At 64.3% G+C, this 18,539-nt stretch carries 17 protein-coding genes; 13 read left to right on the forward strand and 4 right to left on the reverse strand.

The window, feature by feature from the left end; translation table 11 throughout:
* Window positions 1-502 precede the first annotated feature (502 nt).
* The 4 genes from BN2154_RS00150 (at window position 503) to BN2154_RS00165 (ending at window position 5,879) form a co-directional block, all read left to right on the forward strand.
* Window positions 503-2,746, forward strand: coding sequence for an S-layer homology domain-containing protein (locus BN2154_RS00150; RefSeq protein WP_094762276.1), 2,244 nt, complete (start codon window positions 503-505; stop codon window positions 2,744-2,746).
* Between the two features lie 76 nt (window positions 2,747-2,822).
* Entirely contained in the window at window positions 2,823-3,737 is a 915-nt protein-coding gene (gene metA / locus BN2154_RS00155; protein WP_050616867.1) for a homoserine O-acetyltransferase MetA, read from the forward strand.
* A gap of 3 nt (window positions 3,738-3,740) precedes the next feature.
* Complete coding sequence (locus BN2154_RS00160; RefSeq protein ID WP_050616868.1) at window positions 3,741-4,403, forward strand: HD domain-containing protein; 663 nt, start codon at window positions 3,741-3,743, stop codon at window positions 4,401-4,403.
* Between the two features lie 90 nt (window positions 4,404-4,493).
* Entirely contained in the window at window positions 4,494-5,879 is a 1,386-nt protein-coding gene (locus BN2154_RS00165; protein ID WP_050616869.1) for an MATE family efflux transporter, read from the forward strand.
* A 41-nt stretch (window positions 5,880-5,920) separates the two neighbouring features.
* Here the strand turns inward: BN2154_RS00165 and BN2154_RS00170 are convergent, their stop codons facing one another.
* Complete coding sequence (locus BN2154_RS00170) at window positions 5,921-6,898, reverse strand: hypothetical protein (protein WP_050616870.1); 978 nt, start codon at window positions 6,896-6,898, stop codon at window positions 5,921-5,923.
* A gap of 128 nt (window positions 6,899-7,026) precedes the next feature.
* Between BN2154_RS00170 and BN2154_RS00175 the strand changes: the two genes are divergently transcribed.
* Genes BN2154_RS00175 through BN2154_RS00200 form a run of 6 tightly spaced genes read left to right on the forward strand, consistent with a single transcriptional unit; the run spans window position 7,027 to window position 12,833 of the window.
* The gene (locus BN2154_RS00175) at window positions 7,027-7,407 is read left to right on the forward strand and encodes a BlaI/MecI/CopY family transcriptional regulator (RefSeq protein WP_238074592.1); all 381 of its coding nucleotides are present in this window, start codon (window positions 7,027-7,029) and stop codon (window positions 7,405-7,407) included.
* Entirely contained in the window at window positions 7,404-8,597 is a 1,194-nt protein-coding gene (locus BN2154_RS00180) for a hypothetical protein (RefSeq protein ID WP_050616872.1), read from the forward strand. The genes BN2154_RS00175 and BN2154_RS00180 overlap by 4 nt, the downstream gene beginning before the upstream one ends.
* Window positions 8,594-9,556 (forward strand): hypothetical protein, encoded by a 963-nt coding sequence (locus BN2154_RS00185; protein ID WP_050616873.1) that lies wholly within the window; start codon window positions 8,594-8,596, stop codon window positions 9,554-9,556. Before BN2154_RS00180 ends, BN2154_RS00185 begins: the two co-directional genes overlap by 4 nt.
* Window positions 9,557-9,586: 30 nt before the next feature.
* A complete protein-coding gene (locus BN2154_RS00190; protein ID WP_050616874.1) occupies window positions 9,587-10,456 on the forward strand; it encodes a M56 family metallopeptidase in 870 nt (289 codons plus the stop codon).
* A 14-nt stretch (window positions 10,457-10,470) separates the two neighbouring features.
* Window positions 10,471-11,751 (forward strand): hypothetical protein, encoded by a 1,281-nt coding sequence (locus tag BN2154_RS00195; RefSeq protein WP_050616875.1) that lies wholly within the window; start codon window positions 10,471-10,473, stop codon window positions 11,749-11,751.
* Between the two features lie 14 nt (window positions 11,752-11,765).
* Entirely contained in the window at window positions 11,766-12,833 is a 1,068-nt protein-coding gene (locus BN2154_RS00200) for a hypothetical protein (protein ID WP_050616876.1), read from the forward strand.
* Between the two features lie 55 nt (window positions 12,834-12,888).
* Here the strand turns inward: BN2154_RS00200 and BN2154_RS00205 are convergent, their stop codons facing one another.
* Complete coding sequence (locus tag BN2154_RS00205) at window positions 12,889-13,818, reverse strand: PstS family phosphate ABC transporter substrate-binding protein (protein ID WP_050616877.1); 930 nt, start codon at window positions 13,816-13,818, stop codon at window positions 12,889-12,891.
* A gap of 638 nt (window positions 13,819-14,456) precedes the next feature.
* A complete protein-coding gene (gene spoVAC, locus BN2154_RS00210) occupies window positions 14,457-14,900 on the reverse strand; it encodes a stage V sporulation protein AC (protein ID WP_050616878.1) in 444 nt (147 codons plus the stop codon).
* 123 nt (window positions 14,901-15,023) lie between these two features.
* Here spoVAC and BN2154_RS00215 point away from each other — a divergent pair, with 123 nt between their 5' ends.
* Both BN2154_RS00215 and BN2154_RS00220 read left to right on the forward strand, forming a co-directional pair.
* A complete protein-coding gene (locus BN2154_RS00215) occupies window positions 15,024-15,506 on the forward strand; it encodes a DUF6530 family protein (protein ID WP_050616879.1) in 483 nt (160 codons plus the stop codon).
* Between the two features lies 1 nt (window position 15,507).
* Entirely contained in the window at window positions 15,508-15,864 is a 357-nt protein-coding gene (locus BN2154_RS00220) for a GIY-YIG nuclease family protein (RefSeq protein ID WP_050616880.1), read from the forward strand.
* 33 nt (window positions 15,865-15,897) lie between these two features.
* Here BN2154_RS00220 and BN2154_RS00225 read toward each other — a convergent pair whose 3' ends face one another.
* Window positions 15,898-16,803 carry an RluA family pseudouridine synthase gene (locus tag BN2154_RS00225; RefSeq protein WP_050616881.1) on the reverse strand — a complete coding sequence of 302 codons (906 nt, stop codon included), beginning with the start codon at window positions 16,801-16,803 and terminating at the stop codon, window positions 15,898-15,900.
* Window positions 16,804-17,222: 419 nt separating this feature from the next.
* On the opposite strand from BN2154_RS00225, the gene hemW reads away from it, so the two are divergent.
* The gene (hemW, locus tag BN2154_RS00230) at window positions 17,223-18,422 is read left to right on the forward strand and encodes a radical SAM family heme chaperone HemW (protein ID WP_050616882.1); all 1,200 of its coding nucleotides are present in this window, start codon (window positions 17,223-17,225) and stop codon (window positions 18,420-18,422) included.
* The last annotated feature ends 117 nt before the right edge of the window (window positions 18,423-18,539 follow it).

The raw sequence follows: 18,539 nt of genomic DNA on the forward strand, positions 1-18,539 counted from the left end.
TTAAATCGGTTCCCCATTCACAAACTTGCTTGCACAAATTTCCTGAATGGACAACAATTTGTCCTCTTCTGGTGCTTGTGTGTTTCACTTCACGTTGTTTAATTTACAAGGTGCACGCCGCAGCTCCGCGGCAGGGCCTTTATTGTATCACATCTCAGGCCCTTTGTCAAGAACTTTTTTCAGCCCTTTTTCGAAGGCTTTCCGCCGGTTCTCAACCGCTCGCCTCACGCGAACTTTTGTATTTTACTACATCCCGTTCGCTTTGTCAAGACCTTTTTTCAAAACCCTCCAGATTCCTCTCTCATCGGGCTCCTACTCGCCAGCCTCTCGTGAGGCGCTCGATTAATATACCAAACCTTTCGCCCTTTGTCAACACCTTTTTTCATTTCTCTGCAATTTCTTTTTCTCGCCCCGCTTCGTGCTTTACTTCCCCGCTGAAAGTTGATATGATAACTTATACTTTATAATATATAATAGTATCAAATCAGAGAGGGATGGTCCTATGAAGCGGAGCAGCCGGGTTCTTTCCGCCCTATTATGCGCAGTCTTTTTGTGTTCCATGCTCTGCGGGGCCCAGGCACAGGAAGCCCCGCGTTTTGAGCACTGGCCCGAAGAAGTGGAATTCCGGGACCTCACCTACGACCTGTCGGCCGCCGACGAGCTGCTTGACCAGTGTATCCAGGCTGAGCAGCTCGCCGCGTCGCCGGAGAGCGCTCAGGCCGTGGTGGACTGCTGGCTGGCCCTGGAAGCTGCCTATGACGACTGGGATACCCAGTGCGCCATCTGCGGCGTTCGCTACTATCAGGATTTCAAAGCCTACGAGGCGGACTATCTGGCCTCCCGCTCCCTCTCTCTACAGGTCTACCGCGCCTGTCTCATGGCCGTTCAGGCCTTGCTGGCCTCCGACTACGGTACTGAGCTGGCCCAGGCCATGGGCCAGGAACTGGCCGACTCCTATCGCAGCGCGGCGGTCCCCACCGACCGTCAGATCGCCCTCAGCGAGGAGGACAACGAGCAGGTCGCCGATTACTGGGCGGCCCTGTACGGCGACTACACCTATTTCTATCAGGGGGAGTCGTGGACCCTCGCCCGCCTGGAGGATGAGGCCGACGGGCTGGACGCCGCCGCCTACCTGGCCATCTACAGCGGGCTGGCTCAGGCCAAGAATCAGGCCGCAGGGGCCACCCTGCTGGAGATGATCCCCCTGCGCAATCAGATGGCCGCCGCCTGCGGCTACGACACCTTCCCCGAATACGCATATGCCGAGACCTACGGCCGGGACTACACCGTGGCGGACGCTCAGGCCCTGCACCGGCTGGTGAAGGACTATATCGTCCCGGTGGAGACCGCCTACCTCTCCTACCGTTACTATGATCTGGACCAGACCGGCCTGGACCGGTATGCCCACGCGGACCAGGAGGCCAAGCTGGACGCGGTGGAGCCCTGTATGGACCAGGTGTCCGGCGAACTGGGCGAACTGTTCCGCTACATGCGGAAGAGCCACCTGTGCGACATCGAGGCCAGCGACACCAAGCTGGACGTGGGCTTCACCGTAAATTTGCCCTCTTACCACTCGGCTTTCCTGTTCGACCAGCCTCAGGGCACCTATTATGATCTGAAAACCGTCATCCACGAGTTTGGCCACTTTTCCGCCTTCTGTCTGGCCCCCTCCGACGATTTCCCGGTGGATGTGGCCGAGATCCACTCCCAGGGGCTGGAGATGCTCTTCCTGCCCTACGCAGGGGAGCTATTCGGCGCGGACGGCGGGACCTTTGCCTGCGCCCAGCTCTCCGACCTCATCAGCGCCGTGGTGGAGGGCTGTCTCTACGACGAGTTCCAGATCTATCTCTACAGCCACCCGAGTCTGACGCTGAGCGAGATCAACCAGGCCTTCCTGGAACTGGCCCAGGAATACGGCTACTCCCCCTATCCCGGGTTGGAGTATCAGTGGGTCGATGTGAGCCACACCTTTGAATCCCCCCTGTACTACCTGAGCTACGCCACCTCCGCCCTGTCGGCGCTGGACCTCTTTCTCCGCTCCCAAGAGGACTATGACGCCGCTGTGGATACCTATCTGGACCTAATTGCCGGCTCCGACGGCAGCGGCTACCGCGCCACCGTCCAGGCCGCCGGGCTGTCCGATGTGTTCCAGGAGGAGAGCGTCGCGGCCCTGGCCGGCGCGCTGAACGAGTACCTCTACACCGCGCTCTACGGTCTCCAGGATCTGGCGGGCCACTGGGCCCTGCCTGAGATCGGTCCGCTGGTCAGCGCCGGTATCATGGAGGGCAGCGGCGGGGCCTTCCAGCCGGATGCTCCCATGAGCCGCGCCATGCTGGTGACCACCCTCTACCGCCTGGCGGGCGAGCCCAAGCCCACGGTGAAGCAGCCGGTCTTTCCCGACGTGCCCGTCTGGACCTGGTACTCCGACGCCGCAGCCTGGGCCTATGAATCCGGTCTGGCCGAGGGGACCGGCCGCGGCTTTGACCCCAACGGCCCCCTCACCCGGGAAAGCATGGCCGTGCTGCTCTGCCGCTTCTCCGCCCTGTTGGAGCTGGACGCCTCCGGCGGGAGTCTGTCCGGCTTTCCGGACGCCGATTCAGTCTCGCCCTGGGCCGCCAACGCAGTGGGCTGGGCGGTAAAGGCCGGGGTCATCCGGGGCGCGGATGGCCGTCTGAACCCCTCCGGCGGAGCCAGCCGGGCCGAAGCAGCCGCCATGCTCTACCGCTTCCTTACGCTGGAAGGGTAGGCGGCCGCGCCCTTGCGCCCGAAGCCGAAATGTGATACGCTATGGGAAAAGATCCACACCCGGAGGTAATCGTCCCATGCCCATCAAGATTCCCGATTCCCTGCCGGCCCGTTCGGTGCTGGAGGGAGAAAACATCTTCGTCATGACCGAGCACCGGGCCCTGCACCAGGACATCCGTCCTCTGAACGTTCTGATCCTCAACCTGATGCCCACCAAGATTGTCACCGAGACCCAGATCCTGCGCAAGCTGTCCAACACCCCCCTCCAGATCCAGGTGGAGCTGCTCCAGACCTCCAGCTACCGCTCCCGAAACACCGACAGCGAGCATCTGGCCTCCTTTTATACCACCTTCGATCAGGTAAAGGACCGCAAATTTGACGGCATGATCATCACCGGTGCGCCGGTGGAAAATCTGGACTTCGATCAGGTGGAATACTGGGAGGAGCTGTGCCAGATCATGGCCTGGACCCCCACCCACGTCCACTCCACGCTGCACATCTGCTGGGGCGCTCAGGCCGGACTCTACTTCCACTACGGCGTGGAGAAGCGCTCCCTGCCGGAAAAGCTCTTCGGCGTCTTTGACCACCGTGTCCTCAAGCCCAGCTCCCCTCTGTTCCGGGGCTTTGACGACGTATTCCAGGCCCCCCACTCCCGGTACACCGAGGTGTGGGAGAGCGACATCCGCCGCACGCCGGGGCTGGAGCTGCTGTCGGTGTCGGGAGACGCCGGCGTGTTCGCCGTCAAGAGCCTGGACTCCCGCCAGTTCTTCATCACCGGGCACCCGGAGTACGACCCGGACACCCTGGCCCGGGAGTATTTCCGGGACCGGGATCAGGGCATCCCCATCCGCGTGCCCCAGAACTATTTCCCCGGCGACGACCCCAGCCGCCCGCCCATCGTCCGCTGGCGCAGCGCCGGGCAGCTTCTGTATACCAATTGGCTGAATTATTACGTGTATCAGACCACACCCTATGACATCAAGGAGATTTGAGCCATGCGCGTGACCTATGAGGACGTAAAGCGCTCAGAGGAGATCCGGACCTATATCACCCAGGCGGACGCCTCTCTCATCGCCCTGGGCTACACCGAGCACAGTTTCGCCCATGTGACCCGCTGTGCCGAGGTGGCGGGGGACCTGCTGGCGGAGCTGGGCTACGACGAGCACCAGATCGAGCTGTGCAAGATCGCCGCCTATATGCACGACATCGGCAACGTGGTCAACCGGCACGACCACAACGTCAGCGGAGCCACCATGGCCTTCCGCATCCTGGACAACATGGGCATGGAGCCGGAGGATGTGGCGGCGGTCATCACCGCCATCGGCCATCACGACGACGCCACCGCCTTCCCGGTCAACGCCATCGCCGCCGCCCTCATCCTGGCGGACAAGACCGACGTGCGCCGCAGCCGGGTCCGCAACCGGGAGACCATCAATTTCGACATCCACGACCGGGTGAACTACGCCGTGGAGCGCTCCGAGGTCTCGCTGGACCGGGACTCCAAGACCTTTACCCTCTCCCTGTCCATCAACACGGAGGTCTGCGCCGTGATGGATTATTTTGAGATCTTCCTCCAGCGCATGCTCCTGTGCCGCAAGGCCGCCGGTTTTTTCGGCCTGACCTTCAAGCTCGATATCAATGGCTTGACTTTGCTGTGACGCAGTGATATGATTTCTTGCCCGCTCCGGTACGGTCCCGGGCGGGCTTTTTTCTTCCATTTGTCGCCGTCAAGGGAGATGTGACACGTCATGCAGAATTCCATCACGGAGGGTCCCATCGCAAAGCCCCTCCTGTCCTTTTTCTTCCCCATCCTGCTGGGCACCTTCTTCCAGCAGCTCTACAACACGGTGGACGCCATCATCGTGGGCAACTTCGTGGGCAAGGAGGCTCTGGCCGCCGTGGGTGGCGCCACGGCGGTGCTCATCAACTTTCTGGTGAACCTCTTCGTGGGGCTCTCCTCGGGGGCCACGGTGGTCATCGCCCAGCGGTACGGCGCCCGGGACCCGGAGGGCCTCAGCCGCACCGTCCACACGGCCATCGCCCTGGCCCTGGCCGCCGGCGTGGGCATCACCGTGCTGGGGGTCTCCGCCTCCGGGCCCGCCCTGCGGCTGATGGGCACGCCGGCCGATGTGCTGCCCCACGCCACCGTCTACCTGCGGGTCTACTTCGCCGGAAGCATCGCCTCCTTCCTCTACAACATGGGCTCCAGCATCCTGCGGGCCGTGGGCGACACCAAGCGCCCCCTCTATTTTCTGATCGCCGCCTGTCTGACCAACATCGTGCTGGACCTGCTCTTCGTGGTGGTGCTGGACCTGGGGGTGCTGGGCGTGGGACTGGCCACGGTGCTGTCCCAGGTGGTCAGCGCGGCGCTGGTGCTTTTCGTGCTGCTCCAGCCCGCCTGTGTCTATACCCTGGTCCCCAAAGAGGTCCGCTTCTATCCCGGCACCCTGAAAAACATCCTGCGCATCGGCGTCCCTGCGGGCATCCAGTCGGATATGTACGCCGTGTCCAACATCCTGCTTCAGTCCTGTATCAACGCCTTCGGCACCGATACCGTGGCCGCCTACACCGCCTTCGGCAAGGTGGACGGCTTTTACTGGATGATCAGCGGCGCCTTCGGCGTGGCCATCACCACCTTCGTCAGTCAGAATTTCGGAGCCCAGAAGTACGACCGGCTGCGCAGGAGCGTCCGGGTCTGCCTGGGGCTCACCTTCGGCGTCACCGCCTTCGTCAGTTTGGTGTTTTTTGCCGCAGCCCCCTGGCTGCTGCGCATGTTCTCCGGCGACACCACCGTTATCTCCCTGGGCGTGGGGATGCTCCGCTTCATCTGCCCCTTCTACTGTACCTTCGTCTGTATCGAGATCTTTTCCGGCACCGTCCGGGGCACCGGCGACTCCCTGCCCCCCATGCTGCTCACCTGCGGCGGAGTCTGCGTGCTGCGGGTGCTGTGGGTCTTCCTGATCCTGCCCCACTACCCCTCCATGGATACCGTGCTGGTGAGCTATCCCGTCAGTTGGGTGGTCACCTCCCTGCTCTACATCCTCTACTACCTCCAGGGCGGCTGGCTGCGCCGCCGCATCCGGGTCTACGGCTATGTCCCCGAGGAATGCGGGCGCAAACCGGCAAAGGTCTGAACCGCAAAAGGAGTCCCCTGGCTTCCGCCAGGGGACTCCTTTTATGGCTCATCCGGCCATTCGATGCTGGGCCGGTCCAGGCCGCTGGCCATCAGCTTTCCGCCCTGGACGTCGCTGGGCACCCCCTGCCGGATGCCGCCGTCCTCCGTCATGTACCAGACCTCGATGGGAAATTTATAGCCGACCCCGGTGGGCCGGTCCACCCCCCGGAAGGTAAGCAGGAAGGTGTCCCCATCCTGCGCCGGATAGCTCTCCTGCCAGTCCCGGCAGGTCCACATAGCCTCGCCGCCGCTGCCGGCCGTCTCGGACAGCACGCCCGCCGCAGAAAAGGCCAGCGCTCCATTGCAGTACATGCGGAACTCCGTGTCGGTCCAATCGGCCCTTGTACCGTCCGGGTCCTCGATCCACACGTCGTAGTCCAGCGGCGGCACGAAGGCACCCCCAGTCCGCTCGGGCTTCCCGCTCCAGCTCCCGCCGCCGTAGTGGGGCAGCACCGACCAGGCGTCCAGGCTGTACTCCATCTTCTCCCGGGCCACGGTGCCGTCGTCGGACAGCTCGGCATTCAGGGTCCACCAGCCCTCCCCTTCCAGAGACAGGGGCAGGGTACAGGCAAAGCCGTGCGCCCCGTTGTCCGCCATGGGTTCTCTCCGGGTATCTCCTGTCTGGCCGTCGCTCACCAGCAGCACAGCGGTCATACCCTTCCGGTACTCCTTGGGCCACAGAGTCACCTCCGCCAGGGCGCTGCGGGTCTGTGCATCCAAGCCGGCCATCTTCACCTCATAGGAGGACAGCAGACTGTCGGCCTCCTCCAACGCGTCCCAGACCGTCCGCTGGACCGTTCCGCTCAGGCTCTGGACCTCACGGCCCAGATCCTGCACCGAGCGCCGCAGGCCCGCGATCTGTTCCCCCTGTTCCCGCAGCGTCCATCCCTGCCAGATCGTCAGCGCCAGCAAAACCGCCGCTCCCGCCAGCAGGATAGTTCCCTTCTTGCCGTCCACAGGCATCCCCCCTTTTTCCATAGGATAACATCTCCCTCCCGCGGTGCGCAAGCCCCAGGCCGCTTTGTCTCCATTCTGTAACTTGACTTTCACTTACTTCAACTGTAGTATTATAATAACTACATTTGAAATAGATGGGAGCAATGCACATGAAACGGCTGCCCGACACCGAGCTGGAGGTCATGAAGGCCCTGTGGGCCTCGGAGCGCGCCCCGGTCCCCCGCTCGTCGCTGGAGGAAGCTCTGCGGGACCGGGGCTGGGCCACCAATACCTTCAACACCTATCTGTCCCGTCTAGCGGAGAAGGGCTTTGTCTCCTGCGAGAAGCGGGGCAAGACCAACTACTACACCCCCCAGGTCCGTCAGGCGGACTATCTGGCCTTTGAGAGCGGCACGGTGCTCAACAAGGTCTTTGGCAGCTCCCTAAAGAGCTTCGTGGCCTCGCTGGCCCGGGGCGGCGCGCTGCGCGATGGGGAGCTGGATGAGCTTCAGCAGTACCTGGAGGAGCTGAAGCGAGGGGACCGGCCTTGAGGGCCCCCCGTACGCCGCTGACCACCGAGTTTCGGGGCGGATACCGCGCGGTCCGCGGCCGGCTGGAGAATCTCTTCTGCCCCAACGCCCGCCGCCGGGGCGGCCGCCTGATCGCGGTGGTGGCGCTGCTGGCGGGTCTGGCGGGGTCCCTGGTGGCCTGCCAGACGGATGCCGAAGTCCCATACGGGGTCTACGCCGGGGATGGGCTGGTCTGCCAGTTCCCCTTCCTCTCCTATCGGCCCAGCCAGGCGTCCACCGAGCAGTGGCGCGTCACCCTCACCCAGGAGGTCCTGTTCAGCACCTTCCCTGAGGCGGTTGTCGAACAGGCGTTTCCCACCTGCACGGAGCTGGATTTTGAGGAGGCGACAGCCGCCGGCTTTGCCGAATATGGGGCCTTCGCTCCGGACCTCTCCAGCTTCACCGACCGCCGCGCCTGGTCGGTGGAGGGCCTGGGGGTCCTCCTGCGGCTGGATGACCAGCTCTGGCTGGCCCTTCCCTTCCCGGACGGGATCTTTCTCCGGGTCTACCGCCTCACGCCAGCCACAGACAGCCCCATGCGGCAATCGACGCTGGCCGGGCTGCTGGCCGCCGCCTTCTCCGAGCCGGACCCGGAGGGCAGGGACACCTGGGAGCTCCTCTGTGACCTGCCCGGCGACGGCTGTACCCTGGGAGTCCTGCGCTATGCCGCCGGCAGCCACGCCGGGGGCTTCGGCAGCCTGCTGCTGGGGGTGGTGGACAACCGGAGCCACCAACCGCTCTCCCCTGCGGTGGAGCTGCGGGGAGACGACAATCGGCTCGCGGTCTGGACCTCGGAGGGCCTGACCTGGCTGCTGTGCACCGGTTCCACCACCTACCAGGGAGTCGAGAGCGGTTCTGCCCGCCTGTTCACCTTTGACGGCCGGACCCTGACCTCGGTGACCGAGCTACCGGAATCCGCCCGGGTCAAATCCATTGCGGCGGACCAGTCCCTGGACCTTCCCACCGGAGCCGAGACCATGTTCGACCCCGACCAGAGCGCCGGCTTCTGGGCAGCCCATAAGGCCGTCCCCATCCACGGCGGGCTGGACCTCTATGCCCAAAACCCGGACTGGCGTCCCGACCGGCAGGCCGACGGGGCGCAGTGGGAATTCTTCTGCACCATTCTTCTCGCACCCGACCCAATTCCAGACGAAGGGGTGGTAACACCATGAAACGACTGCTGATCATCGGGGCCGTCATGGCCCTGCTTCTGGCTGCCTGCGCCCCTGCCGGCGAGGCGCCGTCCCCCTCCCGCTCCGCCCCGCCGGAGGCTTCCCCCACACAGGCCCAGCCGGTGGAGCAGCCCCCCGTGATGGCCGCCGCCCAGGTCTTTGTGGACCAGGACGCCGCCGTCTTTGAAGCCCAGCCCGGGGTGGTCATCGCCTCCAACGAAATCACCCGCCTGGAGCTGGAGGCCCGGTATCCCGGCATGCTGCCCGGCGCGGACATGGAGATCTGGCGGCTGGAATACCGCCTTCTCCCCGCCGACATGGCCCAGGTGGCCATCACCGGCGGGCGGGAGACCGACGGGCAGGGCGGCATCACCGAATACACCGCCCAAGGCCGGCCCTATCTGGTGCTCTCCACCGCCCCCGACGGGAGCTATACCTATCTGGACGTGCTGTGGAGCACCGCGTTTACCGGCGACGCGGCCGACCTGCAAAGGCGGGTCACCGAGCTGGCCTACGGCGTCCCGGACCTGGAGTACGCCCTGACCCGGGAGGGCTACAACGGCTGGTACGGCCTGGGCAGCCCGGACGTGAGCTTCCTGGAGGGAGAGCCCGCTGTGGAGCCACTGGACTACGACGTGACCTACGGCGAGGGAGACCGCTGGGAAAAGCGGACCTGGGAGGGTCTGACCGCCGAGTTCTACGTCAGTGCGGAATACGGCCCCCGTCTTCACGCCCTATCCACCACCCTGCCGGACCTGTCCACCTACCGCGGCGTCTCGGTGGGCGACACCCACGCCCAGGTGCGGGAGGCCTACCCCGAGATTCACAGCGAGCCCATCTGGGACTATACCGGCGACTACCTGTGGTACGGCGGCGATATGGCCTTCGGCCCCCTGCTGTTTTTCTATTTCGACGGTGACGCCGTGTCCCACTTCGACCTGGTCACCATTCTGGACTGACCGACTCCATCCATCGACGGAGGTCCTTCTATGACGGACTTGCTCATGACCCTGGCCGAGATCTCTCTCACCATGTCGGCGGTCATCCTTCTGCTGCTGGCCCTTGGCCCGCTGCTGGCCAGGCGCTACGCCGCCCGGTGGCGGTACTGGGCCTGGCTGGTGGTGGCGGTGCGGCTGCTGGTCCCGGTCAACCTCTCCCTGCCCCGGGCCCCCGTGCAGTTGGAGGCCCCGGCGGACCGGATAGTCTATACCTACCCCCCGCCGGCAGCGCCCTCCGCCGCCCCGGTCGGGCCGGAGTTTTCCGCCGAATCGCCCTCCCCGCTCCCCTCCGTCCCGCCGGAGACCTCCGCCGGCGCGGTGCGCAGCCTCACTCTGGGCAGCGTCGCCGCCTGGGTCTGGCTGGCGGGCGCCGCGGCGCTGACCGTCTGGTACGGGGCGGGCTATCTCCGCTTCCTCCGCTACGTCCGCCGCTGGTCCTCGCCCGCCGTCCGACCCGCCGCGCGGGAGACGCTCTCCGCCCTGCAAACGGAGCTGGACGTCCGGCGGCCGGTCCGTCTGCTGGTCTGTCCCGGCCTCTCCGGCCCCATGATGGCCGGCCTCCTCCGGCCGGTGATCCTGCTGCCCCATGAGGAGGAGGACAGCGAGGCCCTCTGGTTCATTCTTCGGCATGAGCTCACCCACTGCCGCCGCCGGGACATCGCCTACAAGACCCTGCTGCTGTGCGCCAAGGTGGTCCACTGGTGCAATCCGCTGGTGTGGCTCATGGTCCGCGCCGCGGAGGGGGATCTGGAGCGCGCCTGCGACGACCGCGTGGTGGCCGGGCTAGGCCCGGAGGCCCGGGCCCGGTACGGACAGATCATCCTGGCGGCGCTGGGCTCCGGCCGGGCGTCCCGCCCATAAAAGGAGGTCTTTTCATGTGTTCCCATCCCCGCCCTGGCCGGGCGCCCCACACCCCCTTTTCCACCGAGTTTAAGGGCGGCGCCCGCGCCGTCCGGGAGCGGCTGCGCAATCTCTTTCTGGGGCCCCGCCGGCAGGGCCGCGCCCTGGTGCTGTGCGTGGCCGTTCTGGCCCTCTTCACCGGAGGGATGGTGGCCTGCCGCACCGCCGTCCGGGAGACGCCCCCAGCTTCCGACACCGCCGTCCCCCCCCTGATGATGCTCCCTCCCACCGCCGAGCTCTTCGGTATCACCGGGGTGGAGGCGGCCCTCTACGAGGCCGCCCGCTGGGCTCATAACCCCTACGGCTGGCAGAACGGCACGCTGGCGCTCCCCTTCGTGGGGGTGTACGCCAGCTATGAGGACGGCAACGGGGACACCGTCTATCTCTGCAACCTGTGGACCCGTTATTACTACGACTTTCTGGCCACCCGGGGGGCCAACAGCGGCGGGGGCGGGGGCCCCGCCGCCATCACGGTAGCGGGGGACGGCTCCTCCGGCCGCTTCCGCTCCGTGAAAAGCGCCGCCGACGGCGAGGGCTGGGCCCAGTCCATCCGGGACCTGTGCGCGCCGGTCCCTGGTCTGGCCGACCAAATTCTGGAGGGCGCGATTGCCTATACTCTCACCACACCCGACACCGACACCCTGCTGGCCCAATACGTCCAGGCGGTCATCGGAACGGTGGACGAAACCAACGTCAACAAGGAGGCCGCGGCGGACGCCTACCTGGCCGGGCTCATCGCGGCCGGACCGGGGGACCGGCTTTACGACGCGGCGGTTTCCGCCTTCGGCTCCGGCGCCTGGGACCACGTGACCTACGCCATGGAGCAGACCGAGAGCGTGGAGACCCGCCCGGCCTATGTCCTGCGCGCCACCGGAGAGGAGATCACCGAGGCGGAGTACACCGCCCTCAATCTGGACGTCTGGACCGGGCTGGCGGAGGAAAACGGCTTTACCGTGGGGGAGCTGCTGGACGCCGCCGCCTTCGATGCCCCCGGCCAGGTGTCTGCCCCAGAGGGGGAGCGGGCCGCCCGGGCGCGGGAGCTCTTTCTGGCCCACATCGACCAGCTTCCTGCCTGCTACACCTCGGTGTCCACCTGTGACGCCTGGGAGGTGGAGCTGGCCTTTCACGGTCAGACCGTCGGGAGCGACGGGTCCGATCACTATCACTTTGTGGTATCCAACCGCCGCGGAGTCTGGGGGGTGGAAGTTCCCCTGACCTGGGATGGGCACAACCCGGACTCTCCCACCGGCGATTGAAAGGAGCAGACTCTATGAAGGAAAGACGTATCGCCCCCCGCACCCCCTTCACCACCGAGTTCCGGGGCGGGACCCGGGCTGTCCAGGAGCGGCTGTGCAACCTCTTCACCGGGGTCAAACGCCGGGGGACCCCGCTGGTGGCCCTGACCCTGGCCCTCACGCTGCTGGCCGGAGGGCTGGTAGCCTGCACCTCTTCCGTCCAGGCCGCAAACACCTTCGACGTGCCCGATCCGGTCTTTGAACTGGCCCGGGATCTGGTACCCGACATCAGCGGGGCCAAGCTCACCCATCTGGCCTGGGCCGGCAGCTACAGCGGCCTGTTTGAGAACGCCACCGTGGATGCCTTCTCCTATGACGTGGGCGTGCCGGTGGAGGACCCGGACGGCGTTCCTCTGGTGGGCGGCCAGTATGTGGATGAGGATGGGCTCTTCCACGAGGGCCCGTACTCCCTGCTGGCGGTGCTGAACCGGGAGGGCAACTTCACCTTTTTGGCCGACGCCGGGCCTTGGATCGACGGCCCCGCGCCCCTGCTGCTTTCTGACGCCCTCCGTACCATCGGAGAGTCCAGGGGGGACGAGGCCCTCACGGCCGCCGGGGAAATGCTCTTTGTCCAGTACCACCTGGATCTGGCCGACGAGGCTCTGGGCTGGCTCACCGGCGCCGCCCCATGCACCGGGGATACCTACACCGACGGAGCGGGCGTGGTGTGGCTCCAGTTGGCGGGCTACGAGAAGTGGCACCCCGATCTGCGGGTGGATGATCAGGTGCTGTCCCAGCTCTATTTCATCTTTCCCCGGGAGCTGGCCGTCCGGATCATGCAGCAGTATGTCTATACCCCCGACGGTCTCCTGCTGGAGCGGGACGGCAGGCTGTGGATGCGGCAGGACGCCATCCAGCGCTCGTACTGGCCCTACACCGCCGACCGGGATACCCTGGCGGTGGTGGAGTTTACCAGTACCCGCTGTGTATTCACCATGGAGGGCACCGACCATGATGAACCCGCTACCTGGGTCTTTACCCTGGATGGTAAGGAGAGCAACATCGTCTGGTTGTTTACACAATACTACACCCTCTCTTCCTGAAAAACCAGAAAGGCCGGAGGCAATGCCTCCGGCCTTTCTGGTTTTCATCGTTCCGTTATTCCTCCGGGGCCAACACTGCGACATAGCCCTCGTGGTCCACCAGCTTCTGGCCCTCCGGGCTCAGAAGCCACCGATAGAGGATGGCGGTGGGGCCGTCCTCCGGCTCGCCGGCGTTCATCACGGCGTAGTAAAAGGTGCGGAAGGGATAAGCCCCGGACCGGATGGTATCGTCGTTGGGCTCCACCCCGTCCACCTTCAGCAGCTTCAGTCCGTCGGCCATGTTCATGTCCTCGGCGTAGTAGTAGACGGTATAGCCGATGGCGGCGGGAGAGCCGTCAAAGGAGCGGACCGCCTCGATGAGTCCCTCCATGGTGCCGATGAAATACTCGGTATTGGCGGGCTGCATCATCTCCAGATCCCCCATGACCTCTTTTTCCATGATGGCCTGGCTGCCGCCGCCCTTATTGCGCTGGAAGGGGACGATCTCCCGGTCCTCCCCACCCACCTGACTCCAGTTGGTGATCTCTCCGGTGTAGATCTTCTGGATCTCCTCCACGGTGAGGCTGTCCACCGGATTGTCGGCGTTGACCATAAAGACCAGCGCCTCGGTGGCGATGGGCTCCTGGGACCACTCCAGCCCCTGCTCGTCCCGCTGGGCATAGGTGGCCTCACCGGCCTCGGCCACCACCAGAAGGTCGGCCTCACCGGCCATCAGGGCATTATAGGCCCCCGTCGTTTTGGAGAAATGGATGAGGTCGGCCACGTTCTCCCGGCTCTCCCCCAGCAGCACCGAGGCGATGGCCTCGCCTAAGGGCACCGTGGCGGTGGAGCCGTCCAGCCGCGGAAAATTCTCCCGGGTAAACACAAAGGTCTCGCCCGGCGTGGGGGTGGGCGTCGCGGCAGGGCCGGACGAGCTCCGGCCGCCCTGGGGCGCGCAGGCGCACAGCAGCGCCAGCACGAGCAAAACAGGTGTCAGTTTCTTCATGCAAGTACCTCCTTACTGGCCTCATTTTACCACAGCCCGTCCGGGAAAGCGCGTATATCCGGCTACATTCCGTTACAAATCATGACAACGCAGGCCCGGCCCGCAATCCGCTTTTCAATGCTTCCGTATCAAAAAGAGCGCGTTTCCGCGCCCAAACAAAACCCAGCCCCTCGGCCATCCAGCGTGACCGAGGGGCTATCCGTGGTTCTGAATTTCTACCAAATTGTCTACCTCGTACTTTCTGCAGAATGGTGCGTCCGGAATCCGGTGCCAGGGGAGTGATCCTTCTTTTGCAAGTTACCAGGTCAACAACACATGCACATGCGGTTTCCGTCGACTGCGATATTTCGCGAGAGGTTTGCCGTGTGCTTCTCACTCGAGTGAGCCTTGTTCCGGAATTTGCCGATGGAATGGATCGTTTTCTGGACCTTAGGACTCGTTTCGCGGCAGACGCCTGATTGGATTTGCGTCCGTCAAAAGGTTTTTTGAGGTCTAGTACATGGGACTCACCTCTTCCTTTCTGGATATATTGTACGACTTCATTTTGTATTTGTCAATAGTTTTTGTGCGATCGACCCAAAAATCTTTTGAGGGGCGCCGCCCCTTCTATGTACCGGCGGACCGCGCCGCCGGACCCGTCAGCCCCGGAAAAACAGCAGCAGGATCAGCCCGTAGAGGATAGAGGCGCTGATGCCAAAGACCAGCACCGGCCCTGCCACCGTGAACAGCTTGGCTCCGGTGCCAGTGACCATACCCTCGCTTTTGAACTCCAGGGCGGGCGAGACCATGGCGTTGGCAAAGCCGGTGATGGGCACCAGCGTGCCGGCGCCTGCCCGCTTGGCCAGCTTGTCGAACAGCCCCAGCCCGGTGAGCAGGGCGGCGGCGAAGATCAGGGTCATGGATACGGCGCTTCCCGCGTCGTCCCGGCCCATGCCGGCGTTCTGATAGAGGTTGAGCAGCGCCTGTCCGACGGTGCAGATCAAGCCGCCCACCACAAAGGCCCACAGCATATCCCGGCCCAGCGGCGAGGGCTTGGATTTTGCATTGACATACTGGCCGTATTCCTTGTTGGTCATATCCATGGAATCTTCCTCCTTTTGCTCGGCGCTAGTTTGCCCCTTGACAGCGAAAAACATGCGTGGTATTCTTATTTTACTAAATTGCTTATTTACTATATTAGTAAATTACTGATTGGAGCGATAGACATGCACATCCCAACCACGCTCAAGCACAAGCCGGTCATCACCGTCGAGGACTATGAGCACATTGACGGCCGAACCGCCTATCAAAGCGACGCGAAGGGCCTCTCCCTCGGTTTGGCCCAGTGGAACGATCGGGGCAAGGTGGACATCTCCGCCAAGGTCTGGCGCTACACCGGGGAAAAATGGTCCCGCCAGTCGGAGGAGCTGCCCCTCCACCGGGTGCTGGACCTGGCCATCCTCACCTGCCGGGCCCAGCTTTACTTGCGGGAGGACGCCTATCAGTACCCCAAGGGCTACGACCCGGAGCACCCCCTCATCGACCGGGTGGGGCTTCAGGGCGACGCCATGTCGGTGACGGTCTGTACCGAGAACGACCACATCGACGAGGATCTGGCCCTCTTCCGGGACGCGCTGGCCCGGGATGGAGAGCTGCTGGGGGAACGCCTGGCGGTGCTGGGTCGGCTGGTGAAGGAGCTGGGGTACTGACATGGCCAGAACGGAACCGCAGCGGCAGCTTCTGGCCGCTTATAAACAGCGCCCCATTGTCGGAGGCGTGTGCGCCATCCGGTGCCCCGCCGCGGGACGAACCCTCCTGCTGGCCGCCCCCAACCCGGAGGGGCAGCGCAACCGCTTCGCCTTCTCCGTCTCCACCGGCGCCTGTGTCCACGCCGCGCTGGCCCGGGATTGGCGCGTCTTTGGACCGGATTCCTTCACCTTCGAGGTGCTGGAGACGCTGGAGCGCGGCCCCGGCCAGACCGACGCGGCCTTTCGCGCCGACCTGGAGACCCTTCGGGACATCTGGCGGGACAAGCTGACGGCGGAGGGCGCGGCCCTGTATCACTAAGAGGAGGCAGCGGCACTTGCCGCTGCCTCCTTATTAATGCAAAAGCTGCTCCATATCTTCCGGCAGAGGGACGCGGAGCCGGATGAGCACCCCGGTCAGAGGCTGCACCAGCTCCAGCTCCGCCGAGTGGAGGGCGGGCCGGCGGATCAGCGCCGTATCCTCGGTCCCGTAGAGGAAATCTCCGGTAAGGGGGTGTCCTAGATGGGCCATGTGGACCCGGATCTGGTGAGTACGTCCCGTCTCCAGCTCCAGCCGCAGCAGGGCCCGGCCCGCCCCTGTCCGCAGCACCCGGTAACGGGTCCGGGCCGGCTGGCCGTCCGCCCGGACCTCCCGGGCCAGCAGGGAGCCCTCCACCCGGCCGATGGGGGCGTCCACCACGCCGGCCTCCGGTTCCGGCCTGCCCTCGCACACCGCCAGATAGATGCGCCGAAAGGCCCCGGTGTGGAGCTGCTCCTTCAGCCGCTCCTGGGCGTGGGGGTGCTTGGCTACCACCATCAGCCCCGAGGTCCCCTTGTCCAGCCGGTGGACCGGGTGGTAGTCGGCAAAAACGCCTTGTTTCTGGTAATAATTCATCAAAAAATTACCCAGCGTATCGTTATAGTGGCCCGGTCCGGTGTGGCTGGGCACGCCGGGTGCCTTATTGACTACCAGCAGGTCCTCATCCTCGTAGACGATGTCAAGAGGGCCAGGAACCGGAGTCAGGCCGCTGCGCAGGGCCGCCTCCCCCACCAGGACGGAGAGCTCTTGTCCTATCCGTACCCGCTGGCTGGTATAGACCCGCTGACCGTCCAGCAGGATGCCGTCAGGCAGCCACTTGACCCGCCGGACCACCGTGCCGGACAACCCCAGCTCCCTGCGCAGCACGGTGTCCACCTTCTGGCCGTCCCGCTGGGGCGTGACGATCCAGGTCAGCCGCCGCCCGGTCCGCTTCTCTGCCACAGGACCGCCTCCTCTCTTTGGGATCTGCAAAGTATAGCACAGATGGCGCAAAGATCCAAGTCCAGGCCACTAAATTCACAATTGCCGCATTGCATGCCGGGTGCAAAACGTATATAATAATGTCTACTGAATAAACCGCCAAGCGGTTTATTCGTGCGGCCACTGCCGCATAAGTGCATCAAAATGGGCTATAAACAGCCCTTTTGATGCAATTGAGGCATTGTTACAATGCGTATTTCCGCTGGAGCGCCGGATTGCTCCAGCGGAAGGTGCAAGGTTTTCTGGCAAATGAGCCAGAAAACCTTGCACCTGAACAAAGCCAGTTGGCCTTGAAAGCCTTGGGATTCATGGCCTTCGCCTTTGTTTCGTACGCATTATAATAAGAAAACATCCGGAACGAAAAGCAAGGTGGGACCACTATGGGCAGGCAACTGGGCCTTTACATCCACATTCCCTTCTGTAAGAGCAAATGCGACTACTGCGACTTTTACTCCCTGCCGGAGCGGGAAGCCCGCATGGACGCCTATCAAAAGGCCCTGCTGGCCCATCTGAAGGAGACGGCTCCCCAGGCCAAGGGCTATCTGGTGGACACCGTCTATTTCGGCGGCGGCACCCCCAGTTTTTACGGGGAAAAGCGCCTGCGGGAGCTCCTCTCCGCCGTAAAAAAACGCTTTGAGGTGGCGGGCAACGCCGAGATCTCCCTGGAAGCCAACCCGGACAGCGTGGACAAAAAGAGCATGGTCCGCCTGCGCCGGGCGGGCGTGAACCGGGTCTCTCTGGGGATGCAGTCGGCCCACGACGACGAGCTGGAGGCCCTCCACCGGGCCCACACCTGGCAGCAGACCCGGCAGGCGGTGGCCGCCATCCGGGAGGCCAAGGTCAAAAACCTCACTCTGGACCTGATCTACGGCCTGCCCGGTCAGGATATGGCCCGCTGGCAGGACTCGGTGGAGCAGGCCATCGCCCTCCAGCCAGAGCACCTGTCCTGCTACGGCCTGAAGGTGGAGGAGGGCACTCCCCTCTGCGGCCGAGTCCAGCGGGGTGAGGTCCTGCCCACCGACGACGAGCAGGCCGACATGTACCTGTGGGGGGTAGAGCGGCTGGAGGCTGCGGGCTACCACCAGTACGAGATCTCCAACTTTGCCCAGACCGGCTTTCAGTCCCGGCACAACCTGAAATACTGGCTCACCCGCCCCTACCTGGGCTTTGGCCCCGGCGCCCACTCCGACTTCGGCGGCCGCCGGTTCTCCTTCGTCCGGGACCTGGACGCCTACATCGACGGGGTGCTCAACGGCGGTCCCATCATCGACGAGGACGACCTCATCCCCAAGCGGGAGCGCTCAGGGGAGTATCTGATGCTGCGCCTGCGGACCACCTGGGGGATCGAGGAGTGGGAGTACCGGCGGGAGTACTTCATGAACTTTGATCCCATCGAGCAAAAGCTGGCTGAATACGAGCACCGGGGCTGGGCCGCCCGGGACGGCCAGCGCTGGCGGCTGACGCCCCAGGGCTTTCTGGTCTCCAACCAGCTCATCGGCGAGCTGCTGGAGCTCCAGAAGAGCGCCACGCTGGAGACCACCCTGCCCAGGGTCCGGCGGGAGCGGGACCAGGAGATTTGAGCTCTCGAACCGGGGGAGGCGGTGCGCGCACCGCCTCCCCCGGTTTTGTCCGCTCTGCTTTCTAACACTTTGCTAACATCGTCCCAATCGACAGGATTTGGCGGGCCGGGCTTGTTT

The sequence above is a fragment of the Intestinimonas massiliensis (ex Afouda et al. 2020) genome (genome assembly GCF_001244995.1).
Taxonomy (GTDB): domain Bacteria; phylum Bacillota; class Clostridia; order Oscillospirales; family Oscillospiraceae; genus Intestinimonas; species Intestinimonas massiliensis.